12 protein-coding genes are annotated in these 10,332 nt (G+C 66.7%); 6 read left to right on the top strand and 6 right to left on the bottom strand.

Annotated features, from left to right (window positions below):
* Positions 1-5 precede the first annotated feature (5 nt).
* The 5 genes from U1H99_RS08370 to U1H99_RS08350 all read left to right on the top strand — a co-directional run bounded on the left by U1H99_RS08370 (position 6) and on the right by U1H99_RS08350 (position 4,356).
* Positions 6-1,724 carry a pectate lyase family protein gene (locus tag U1H99_RS08370; RefSeq protein ID WP_323141276.1) on the top strand — a complete coding sequence of 573 codons (1,719 nt, stop codon included), beginning with the start codon at positions 6-8 and terminating at the stop codon, positions 1,722-1,724.
* A 23-nt stretch (positions 1,725-1,747) separates the two neighbouring features.
* A complete protein-coding gene (locus U1H99_RS08365; RefSeq protein ID WP_323141275.1) occupies positions 1,748-2,110 on the top strand; it encodes a phage holin family protein in 363 nt (120 codons plus the stop codon).
* Positions 2,110-2,565, top strand: coding sequence for a glycoside hydrolase family 73 protein (locus U1H99_RS08360; protein WP_323141274.1), 456 nt, complete (start codon positions 2,110-2,112; stop codon positions 2,563-2,565). Before U1H99_RS08365 ends, U1H99_RS08360 begins: the two co-directional genes overlap by 1 nt.
* Positions 2,562-3,071, top strand: a complete 510-nt coding sequence (locus tag U1H99_RS08355) for a hypothetical protein (RefSeq protein WP_323141273.1) — start codon at positions 2,562-2,564, stop codon at positions 3,069-3,071. The genes U1H99_RS08360 and U1H99_RS08355 overlap by 4 nt, the downstream gene beginning before the upstream one ends.
* Positions 3,072-3,276: 205 nt before the next feature.
* Positions 3,277-4,356, top strand: coding sequence for an acyltransferase family protein (locus U1H99_RS08350; protein ID WP_323141272.1), 1,080 nt, complete (start codon positions 3,277-3,279; stop codon positions 4,354-4,356).
* On the opposite strand, the gene U1H99_RS08345 is transcribed toward U1H99_RS08350, so the two are convergent.
* From U1H99_RS08345 to sugE, 6 genes are all read right to left on the bottom strand, one after another.
* Positions 4,277-4,477, bottom strand: a complete 201-nt coding sequence (locus tag U1H99_RS08345; RefSeq protein ID WP_323141271.1) for a hypothetical protein — start codon at positions 4,475-4,477, stop codon at positions 4,277-4,279. The genes U1H99_RS08350 and U1H99_RS08345 overlap by 80 nt on opposite strands.
* Before the next feature lie 198 nt (positions 4,478-4,675).
* Positions 4,676-4,963 (bottom strand): lipid-A-disaccharide synthase N-terminal domain-containing protein, encoded by a 288-nt coding sequence (locus U1H99_RS08340; RefSeq protein WP_323141270.1) that lies wholly within the window; start codon positions 4,961-4,963, stop codon positions 4,676-4,678.
* Positions 4,956-5,897, bottom strand: a complete 942-nt coding sequence (locus U1H99_RS08335) for a phosphatase PAP2 family protein (RefSeq protein ID WP_323141269.1) — start codon at positions 5,895-5,897, stop codon at positions 4,956-4,958. Before U1H99_RS08335 ends, U1H99_RS08340 begins: the two co-directional genes overlap by 8 nt.
* A gap of 7 nt (positions 5,898-5,904) precedes the next feature.
* Positions 5,905-7,578: a glycosyltransferase family 39 protein gene (locus U1H99_RS08330; RefSeq protein WP_323141268.1), complete on the bottom strand. Its 1,674-nt coding sequence runs from the start codon at positions 7,576-7,578 to the stop codon at positions 5,905-5,907.
* Positions 7,575-8,675: a glycosyltransferase family 2 protein gene (locus U1H99_RS08325; protein WP_323141267.1), complete on the bottom strand. Its 1,101-nt coding sequence runs from the start codon at positions 8,673-8,675 to the stop codon at positions 7,575-7,577. Before U1H99_RS08325 ends, U1H99_RS08330 begins: the two co-directional genes overlap by 4 nt.
* Before the next feature lie 132 nt (positions 8,676-8,807).
* A complete protein-coding gene (gene sugE / locus U1H99_RS08320) occupies positions 8,808-9,128 on the bottom strand; it encodes a quaternary ammonium compound efflux SMR transporter SugE (RefSeq protein WP_323141266.1) in 321 nt (106 codons plus the stop codon).
* A 135-nt stretch (positions 9,129-9,263) separates the two neighbouring features.
* On the opposite strand from sugE, the gene U1H99_RS08315 reads away from it, so the two are divergent.
* Positions 9,264-10,328 (top strand): alkene reductase, encoded by a 1,065-nt coding sequence (locus U1H99_RS08315; protein ID WP_323141265.1) that lies wholly within the window; start codon positions 9,264-9,266, stop codon positions 10,326-10,328.
* Positions 10,329-10,332 lie beyond the last annotated feature (4 nt).

The raw sequence follows: 10,332 nt of genomic DNA, 5'->3' as shown, positions 1-10,332 counted from the left end.
CCAGCATGCTCCCAGTCGAACAACCCTTCAAGATTTACACGAACCTCGACGGCAAGCCGCTCGACAACGGCTACGTGTATTTCGGCCAGCCGAACCAGAACCCGCAGACCGCGCCCATCACCGTGTACTGGGATGCCGCCGGCACGATCCCGGCCGCCCAGCCGCTGCGCACGCAGAACGGCTACATCATGCGCGCCGGCACGCCGGCCAACGTCTACCTCGACGGCGCCTACTCGATGCTGATCCTCGATTCGAGGCGGCGCCAGGTCTCGTTCGCGCGCAACTCGGCCGAATTCAGCCTGGCTGGCGCCGTGAAGAGTTTCATTGCATCGCTGGCGGCGGCCGCCGGCGCCGCGCTGATCGGTTTTTCGCTGAACGCTTCGGCCGCGGTGCCGGACACGCTGGACAACATCCTGAGCGAGACCGTCAGCGTGTTCCGCTTCATGACGGCGGCGCAGAAGGCGGATGTGCGCACCGCTGGCGGAAGGATCGATCTGACCGCCGCCGTGCAAGCCGCGTTTGACTACGCCTACGACAACAACATCGGCACAATCTACTTCCCGCCCGGGAAATATCCCATCACCACGATCAAGCGCAACTGGAACGCCGTGCGCAGCGTGAACGTGATGGGCGCCGGCAAGCGCGCCACCGTATTTGTGAAGTATGGCGCCGGCACCGATCCGCTGTTCGACTGGTCGGCGAACGACAACATCCTGGAAACCTACAGCAATTTCGAGAGCTTCACGATCATCGGCACCGGAAAGGCGCACCACGGCATCCGCGCCACGAAGTGCGCGCGCTTCAACATGCGCGACGTGTACATCGGCGGTTGCGATCGGGCGATCGACAACCAGGGTTCACTCGTCTGGTACGGCCAAGGCCTGTCCCTGCAAGGGAACAACTACGGCCTGTACACGACCCGCGCGGCGAACGGCAACGACGACACTCAGTTCATCTACCCGAACGCAATCACCCTGCGCGACTCGACGGTCTGCTTCAACACGACCTACGGCATCTATGCCGAATACGCCAATGGCATGCGCCTGCGCGACTGCGACATCGAGGCCAACGGCACTTCGAACAATCAGTCGACCGGCGCCGTCATCTTCTCGCAGACAAACATCGAGGCCGGCGTCGGCAGCGTCAGCATCGACGGCTGCTGGTTCGAACGGAACTACGGCTGGGCGCTGACGATGGACATCAACACCAACAGCATCACCAGCGTAAGCGTCAAGGACACGCAATTTATCGCTACCGAGGCGGGCCGCGCCGCACGCATTCTGACCGCCCGCAGCTGCCTACTGGAAGGCGTCATGGCAGTGAGCCCGACAGACACCATTTCCGTTTTTGGTAGCCACTCGACCATCATCAACAGCACGATCAGCACGATCAACGACACCTCTACCCGCTCCACGTGGGTCAACGTGGTGACGTCGGCCGACCCGGTCGGCGAAGGCGGTTTCTCGAACGGGCTGAATGTTTCCAATGGCAAGCCCCTCACCCTCTCCTGGGGGCGCGGCGCCGGCAAGGCCACGTTCACGCCCGATACGAACAGTGGCCATCTGGACTATGCGACCCAAAGCGGCCTGCACCGGTTCAAGAACCAAATCGGCTTCTTCGAGCCGGTACCGCTCGCCAACGCCAGGGCGCAGGCCATGTTTGTCGACGCGGCGGACAACAAGCTGAAGTTCAAGGACATCAACGGCGTGGTCACCGTTCTGTAACGATTTTTCACCGAAAGCAAACCATGATCGAAAAACCACCGTCGACCGGCATGATCGACCTCGACGCCGCAGTCAGCTGGGCACTTCTGATTGGTCTGTCCCTCTGGGGCGGCCTGGCCAGCTTCGTGCGCAAGATGCGCGAGGGGCATGTCCGTCCCTTCAACATCACCGAGCTGATCGGCGAGCTGACCGTCTCAGGCTTCACCGGCGTGATCGTCGCGAACATCTGTGACGCTACCCCTGCCTGCCCCACATCCCTGAAATACGCGATCGTCGGCATCACTGCGCACATGGGTAGCCGCGCGCTGTTCCGCCTGGAATCCGTCGTCAATTCGAAACTGAACCTGCCGGCCGAGGCGCCGGCGCAAACCGAGGAGAAAAACTGATGCCACCCAGCGCTTTCATCGGCATGCTGGCCGGTTTCGCACAGGACTGCCAGCGCCGCACCGGTATCCCCGCATCCATCACCCTGGCCCAAGCCGCGCTCGAATCCAGCTGGGGCGCCCGCGCGCCCGGCAACAACCTGTTCGGCATCAAGGCGGACAAGTCGTGGACCGGCCCGACCGTCACCTTCCAGACTACCGAGCATCTGGCTGGCCAGATCGTCAAGATGCCGGATGCCTTCCGGCGCTACGACAGCTGGCTGGCCAGCATGATCGACCACGCGCAGTTCCTGCTCAAGAACCCGCGGTACCGGGATTGCTTTAAGCAGATCGACGGCGCTGGCTGGGCGCGCGCGCTGCAGGCTGCTGGCTATGCGACGGACCCCGAGTACGCGAACAAGCTGATCGCGATCATGCGCGTCCGGAACCTGGCCTTCTACGACCAGGTGAAGCCGTGAGCGCGCTCGACCGCCTGCTGCTGGCCTGCATCCTGGCCGCGGCTGCGCTGGTGGCCGGTGTGTTCGGGCTGCGCCACTACGGCGACGAGCGGTACACCGCCGGCCAGGCCGCGGCCGTTGCGGCCGGCGAGGAAGCGCGCGACAGCCAGGCCGCCGCCAATCTTGCGATCGAATCGGGACTCCGCACTCGCCTGCTCGAGCAGGACGCCACCGCTCTACGAAAGGAACAGGAATATGCTTCGAACCTTGAGGCTGCTCAGCGCCGCGTGCGCGCTGGCGTTGACAGCCTGCACTGCCCCGCAGCCAGCCCAGTACCAACCAGCACCGCGGCCGGTGATCGACCCGCTCCCGCCGGAATTGAAGTTGATCCAGCAGGACCAGGCCTTATGCCGGAAGCTGCTGCTGATCTTCTCGGCGTCGCCGCAGACGTTGCAGGACTCGTGCGGCGATACGAGCGCGTCGTCGAGCGCTTCGAAGCCTGCCGCGCCGTGAACGCGGCGCCATGATGGAGATCCACGTCCTGACGCCGCGTGGCTCGGCCCTCATCATGCGCACCCAGAACGGCAGGGTTGTCGATGTGTGGCCGGCGCCACCGGAAACCCTGCCGGCGCCACCCCCGACAGGCCAGCACGCTGATCAATCAGCAACGCAGACCGCAGAAATATAGACATTGCACTTTCCGTAAGATAACCTCAGTCGCTCATCCGGAGAGTGACCGTCGTGCCAGTGCAAATCAAATCCAATAATTTCGACCTGCTGCGCCTGGGGCTGGCCTTGGTCGTGTGCGTCATGCACGCGGCCGAGCTGTCGCAATCACCGGCATTTGCGCCGCTGGCACACGTACTCTCGGCGGCCGTGGCCATCAAAGCCTTTTTCGTGGTCAGCGGCTTCCTCATCTTCATGAGCTACGAGCAGTCGCTGGACGTGCGCACCTATTTTTTCCGGCGCGGCCGCCGGATCTACCCCGCCTATTGCGCCGTCGTGATTGGCTGCGCCCTTCTCCTTTTCTTCGACAGCAGCAGGTCGGCCACCGAGTATTTCTCGCCGGCCTTGCTGGAATACGTCGTCGCAAATCTCCTTTTCCTCAATGCGGCCCAGCCGAGCCTGCCAGGCGTGTTCGAGCACGGCTACAGCACCGCGGTGAACGGCGCGCTGTGGACGCTCAAGATTGAAATCTTGTTCTATGCCGTGGTGCCGCTATTGGCGCATGCCTTCCGGCGCTGGGGCCGTCTGCGCATGCTTGCTCTGGTCTACCTGGGGTCGATCGGGTACACGCTCACGATGAACGCCCTGGCCGCGCGCACCGGGCAACCGGTCTATGCGCAACTGGGCCGCCAGCTGCCGGGGCAGCTGTCCTACTTCATGGCCGGCGCCGCCGTCTACTACTACTTTCCCTTCTTCCAGCGACATATCAAGAAAATCGTTCCGGCTGCGATTGCGGCGTATGGGGCCGCGACGGTCTTGCCTATCGGCGCCGTCGCACCAGCCGCGCTGGCCTGCCTGGTACTGGCCGTTGCCTTGTTCACTCCGCCAGTGCGCCTGTTCGAGGGCGACTACTCCTATGGCATCTACATCGTGCACTACCCGGTGGTCCAGCTGCTGCTCGAGCATGGCGGTCTGAACCGGGGCCCGTGGATTTTCCTGGTAGGCGCGGTGGCTGCTGCCGGGGCTGGTGCGTTCCTGATGTGGGAGTTAGTGGAGCGGCGATTTATCAGGCCGACGACGCCATCGCAAGGTCGGCGCGCTCTGCCCGACGCCGCCGTGTCGGCTCAGCCAGCACCCGGCAGATAAGCGCGAGGCCGGCGCCCTTCTCTTCCAGAAAGCGGGCGGCGGTCTGCTTGTCGGCCATGGCCAGCGCCTGGTCGACGGTGGCGGCGAGATCGATGTTGGGGCGGTCGGTAAGCGTGGTCATGGCAACATGATACGGACTGCCATAAATTGTTAAATGACCCTTCTCAACCTTACTGAAATACAGTTGTAAGTCATTGTTTTTCGATGGGTTATACAGTGGTTTATTGTGAGTCAAAAACGACTCCAAAAACTCATCTAAAGCTATGATTTGTCTATGAAAATAGGCGCCAATCCAGCACTTGAGTTTGGTAAAACAATGTCAAGATGAGGTGACATTTCGTGAGCGTTCCCGCTCACCCCGTATCAGCTGCAGGTTGCGCAGGTAAATCCCTACTCCGAGGGCCTGGCCGGCGACGAACACCGGGTCGTGCCGGTGCAAGGCATAGGCCAGCAGCACCAGCGCCCCCAGGATGCTCAGGTACCAGAACGACACCGGAATCACGCTGCGCCGTTCACGCTCGCTCATCATCCACTGCAGCACGAAACGTGCCATGAACAACACCTGGCCGCCGAAGCCGACCACCAGCCACCACCCTTCCTTATCCATCCGAGGCACTCCTGTTGATCGCCACCGGCCTGGCGGCATCGGCGCTGCGCTTGCCCGCGTGCTCGTCGATGCGCTCGGCCGGCGCTTGGGCGGCAGGCTCGGCGCCGCGCTCACCGGCGCGTTCCGCGGGGTCTTCGCGACCGCGCCGCATCGGTGGCCAGCGCCAGCGCCGCCAGGGCAGCATCGCCGCGATTTCCCAAGCCCCCCACAACAGGCAGGCCCCGGCAACCGACCGCTGCAGCGACATCACCGCGGGGATGTGCATGTGGTGGCTGACCAGCAGTCCTCCCGCCATGCCCAGCAACAGCAGCCCCGCCAGCAGACCACCGATGCCGGACGTGCGCCAGCCGCAGCGGCCGTGCAGCGCCAGGCCGGACCAGGCGCCGACCCAGCCGCCGATCATGCCCCACAGGATGTCGACCGGCCAGTGCACGCCGATCATGACGCGCGACAGGCTCACCAGCACCGCCAGCGCCAGCAGCAATGCGCGCACCAGCGTATGCCGGGCCAGGCCCATGATGCCGATACCGGCAATCGCGAAGGCCGCCGCCGCGTGCCCGGAGGGAAAGGACACCTGGCGGTAAGCCGGGCCGGCGTGGAAGAACTCGCCGGCGCCGAACACGGCGAGGGGCCGCGGCACGTCGATGAACTGCTTGGTGACCTGGGTCCAGAGTCCGGCGAAGACCGCCGCCGCCAGCGCCGCCCAGAAACAGTGCGGCGCGCGCCGGATGCTGGGCAAGACCAGCACGAGCGCGATGGCGCCGTCGCCGAACATCGTCAGCCGCAGCCAGACCGGTTCGCCCAGCATGCTGCCGGCGTGGTTCAGCAGCAGGAACAGCGCGCGGTTGCTCCCGCTGGCCACGATCGCGACCAGTGCCGCCAGGGCTGCGGCGGGCGGCAGCCAGACCCAGGCTGGATGGAGGGGTGCGCGCATGCCGGCCCTAGTTGTGCACGCGCAGCAGCACGATGCCGCCCTTGCGGTACAGGATGTGCGCACCCGCCAGCGCGGGCGTGTGCAGCGCGTCGCTGCGGGTCAGGATCACCTGGCCGGCACGCGGCGCCGAGGTCGACGGCGTGACCGCAGCGCGGTAGACCGAAAAGCTCGGCACGTCGATGCGCCAGCGCTGCACGTCCCAGCCCGCGCGGCGGGCCAGCTGCGCCGCCTCCTTCACCGGCCCCTGCTGCAGTTCGCCGGCCGCGGGCAGCAGCAGGCCCCCGAGCGCGCCTGTGCACAGCAGGCTGGTCGCGGCCAGGCGCAGCCACAAGGCGGCGCCGCGCCACACTGCCAGCCCCAATGCGGCGCCCAGCAGCAGCCAGGCAAGAACGCGCCAGGCGCTGCCGAACACCTCGCTCCGTCCGAGCGCCTCGCACACGTAGGCGTTGCCGATGCCCGGCACCAGCCGCTCGAGCGCGTACGGCAGTGCCGCCACCGCGGCCAGCATCAGCAGCGGCGGCGTCAGCACCAGCCAGGCCGGACGCGGCGCCCGGCGCGCGCGCGCCATCAGGATGAACAGCGGCGTCACGCCATACAGCAGGTAGTGCGGCAGCTTGGTGCCGGCCAGCGAAAAGAACGCGAACACGAACAGGAACCAGCTCCACAGGAAGGCATCGTCGGACGCCATGCGCCGCCGGCGCAGTGCGGGCAGCGTGGCGCGGAACATGGCGGGCACGGTGGCCAGCAGCAGGCCGCACCAGGGCAGCAGGACCAGCAGCAGCGCCGGCAGGTAGTACAGGATGCCGCCGCCATGGCCCTGCAGCGGCGCCATGAAGCGTTCGACGTTGTGGCGCATGAAGAAGCCGGCCAGGAAGGCGTCGCCGCGCCGCGCATATTCCAGCAGGTACCAGGGTGCCGCCACCGCCAGCAGGATCGCCCAGCCGAGCGGATCGCGCAGCGCGCGCCACCATGCGGCAAGGCGCCCCTGCGCCGCAAAGCCGAGGCAGCTGGCGGCGCCCGGCACCAGCAGCGCCACCGGTCCCTTGGTCAGCAGTCCCAGTCCGATCCACAGGAAGACGCGGCGGCGCTGGGCGGCCTGCCCGTCCGTCGCGTAGCGCATGATGTCGAACATGGCCAGCGCCAGGAACAGGTTCAGCAGCGCATCGGCGATGGCACCGCGTCCGATCACGCTGACGCCGGCGGTGGTGGCGGCGATGAAGGCGGCGGCGTAGCCGGTGCCAGGGCCATCGGCGCCGTCGACACGGGCGCGCGCGAAGACGCCGATGGCGGCGATCCAGGCCGTCGCCGCCAGCGCGGACGGCAGGCGCAGCGCGAATTCGTCCATGCCGAACAGCGTGACCGAAGCGGCCTGCAGCCAGTAGGTCAGGATCGGCTTGTCGAACCGTGGTGCGCCATTGAGCCAGGTCGACACGTAGTCGCCGCGCGCCAGCATCTCGCGCGTGGCTTCGCTGAATGCGCCCTCGTCGACGTCGAACAGCGGTACCGTGCCCAGCCCGATGAAGAGGCTGGCCAGCACCGCGAGCGCCAGCGCCAGCAGCGGCAGCAGATGGGCGGCGGAAATGGCCGGCAGCACGGCAGGCCGGCGGCCGGCATCGTGCGCCGGCGCCGCCGTCATGGACGCGTACCGGTCCTGCTCACCGTCCTGCGCCGGCGGTCTCATGTCCCCTCCGCCGTTGCCGGCCGTCCACCGTGTCCATCCTGCCCGCCATGCACCGCCCGCTGGGCCAGGCCGCCCGCGCCATCGATCGCACCCGGCGTACCGAGCGTAGCGCGCACCAGGTAGGTGCGCGCCGTGCCGGCTTCGAAATAGGTACGCGCCAGCATTTCGGTGAGGATGCCGGTGCAGATGAACTGCACCCCGATCACCGCCAGCAGCAGCGCGAATAGCAGCAGCGGGCGCCCCGCGATCGCTTCGCCCTCGACCAGCTTGGCCCAGGCCAGCCAGGTCAGCGCCAGCATGCCGGGAAAGGCGCAGGCCAGGCCGATGCGGCCGAAGAAGTGACCGGGACTGGCGCGGAAGCGCACGAAGAACACCGCCGCCAGCAGGTCGAGCAGCACCTTGAAGGTGCGCGACAGCCCATACTTGGATTTGCCGTGCAGGCGCGGGAAATGGCTGACTTCTTCTTCGCGGATGCGCTCGGGCGCGGTGACGGTGGCCATCCAGGTCGGGATGAAGCGGTGCATCTCGCCGTACAGGCGCACTTCGCGCAGCACGGCGGCGCGGTACACCTTGAGGGAACAGCCGTAATCGTGCAGCGGCAGCCGGGTGACGGCCCCGATCAGCCCGTTGGCCAGCCGCGACGGCAACCGGCGCAGCCAGAAGCCGTCCTTGCGCGCACGGCGCCAGCCGACCAGCAGGTCGAGGTCTTCGTCGAGCAGGCGCCGCACCATGCGCAGGATGTCGTGCGGATCGTTCTGCAGGTCGCCATCCATGGTGGCGACGACGCTGCCGCGCGCGGCGTCGATGCCGGCCTGCATGGCCGCGGTCTGGCCGAAGCGGCGCCGCAGGAGCACGCCTGCCAGTTGCTGCGGACTGGCGGCGACGGCCTCGCGGATGCGCGCGGCGGTGCGGTCGCGGCTGCCGTCGTCGACCAGGATCAATTGCCATGGCCACGGCGACGCAGCCAGCGCCGCCTGCACCTGGCCTGCCAGCGGCAGTACGTTGTCTTCCTCGTCGTGCAGGGGCACCACGACCGAGAGTGCGACGGGAGCATCCTCCGCGGGCACATCGTCGGGCGGCACAGCGAGCAGCTTCATCCGAATCTCCGGTCGTGGGCCGCAAGCGCGGCTGAGCAGACCGTATATTCACCCCGCATGAAAGCGCCACCAACGACACAGCTCAAATGTGCGCGCGTTCGGCGGCCCTAGAGGACAATGAGGCCGGCCGGATCAGGCCGGACTCAAGAGCTTGAGGCCGACGATACCGGCCACGATCAGGCCGATCGACAGCAGGCGCAGCGCCCCGGCCGGTTCGCCCATCACCAGCATGCCGAACACCGCGGTGCCGACGGTGCCGATGCCGGTCCACACGGCATAGGCCGTGCCCAGCGGCAAAGTACGCAGCGCCAGGCCCAGCATGCCGACGCTGCCGGCCATCGTCGCCAGCGTGAACACCGAGGGCCACAGCCGGGTAAAGCCGGCCGTGTGCTTCAGGCCCACGGCCCAGGCCACTTCCAGCAGGCCGGCGACGATCAAGACGATCCAGTTCATTCCATTTCCTTGCTTGTATTTCTTTGTCCCATCGAGGGCCGCCGAGTATAGCACCGGCAAAATGGCCGGCCGCCGGCAGGAATCGCGCGCTTGGCTTAAGATGGCCAGCCATTCATACCGAATACAGGAATATCGATGAGCACATTGTTCGACCCGATCCAGATCGGCGCCCTGCGCCTGCCGAACCGCATCGTCATGGCCCCGCTGACCCGCGCCCGCGCCGGCGGCGGCGGCCGCGTGCCGAATGCCCTGATGGCCCAATACTACGAGCAGCGCGCCTCGGCCGGCCTGATCCTGTCGGAAGCGACCTCGGTCACGCCGATGGGCGTGGGCTATGCCGACACCCCGGGCATCTGGTCCGACGAGCAGGTCGAAGGCTGGAAGCTGGTCACCGAGGCCGTGCACCGCGCCGGCGGCCGCATCGTGCTGCAGCTGTGGCACGTCGGCCGCATCTCGGACCCGGTGTTCCTGGACGGTCAGGCGCCGGTGGCGCCGTCCGCCATCAAGCCGGCCGGCCACGTCAGCCTGGTGCGTCCGATGAAGGATTACGAGACCCCGCGCGCATTGGGGCTGGAGGAAATCGCCGGCGTTGTCGCCGCCTACCGCAAGGGTGCCGAGAACGCGAAAAAGGCCGGTTTCGACGGCGTCGAAATCCACGGCGCCAACGGCTACCTGCTCGACCAGTTCTTGCAGGACAAGACCAACCAGCGCGACGACATCTATGGCGGCTCGATCGAAAACCGCGCACGCCTGATGCTCGAAGTCACCGACGCCTGCATCGAGGTCTGGGGTGCCGACCGCGTCGGCATGCACCTGGCGCCGCGCCGCGATGCGCACGACATGGGCGACTCGACCCCGCTCGAGACCTTCGGCTACGTGGCGCGCGAACTCGGCAAGCGCGGCATCGCCTTCATCTGCGCGCGCGAAGCGATCGGCGACGACCGCCTCGGCCCGGCACTCAAGCAAGCCTTCGGCGGCGTCTACATCGCCAACGAAAAGCTGAGCAAGGAAAGCGCCGAACAATTGATCGCCAGCGGCGACGCCGATGCGGTGGCCTTCGGCCAGTGGTTCATCGCCAATCCCGACCTGCCGGCGCGCCTGCAGGCCGATGCGCCGCTGAACCCGGCCCGTCCGGAAACCTTCTACGGCCCGGGCGCCGAAGGCTATACCGACTACCCGGCGCTGCAAGCCAACGCCTGAGTCC

The sequence above is a fragment of the Massilia phyllosphaerae genome (genome assembly GCF_034659755.1).
Lineage (GTDB): Bacteria > Pseudomonadota > Gammaproteobacteria > Burkholderiales > Burkholderiaceae_D > Telluria > Telluria phyllosphaerae.
Note: the sequence above shows the minus strand (reverse complement) of the source record. Positions and strands in the feature narration are given on the sequence as shown.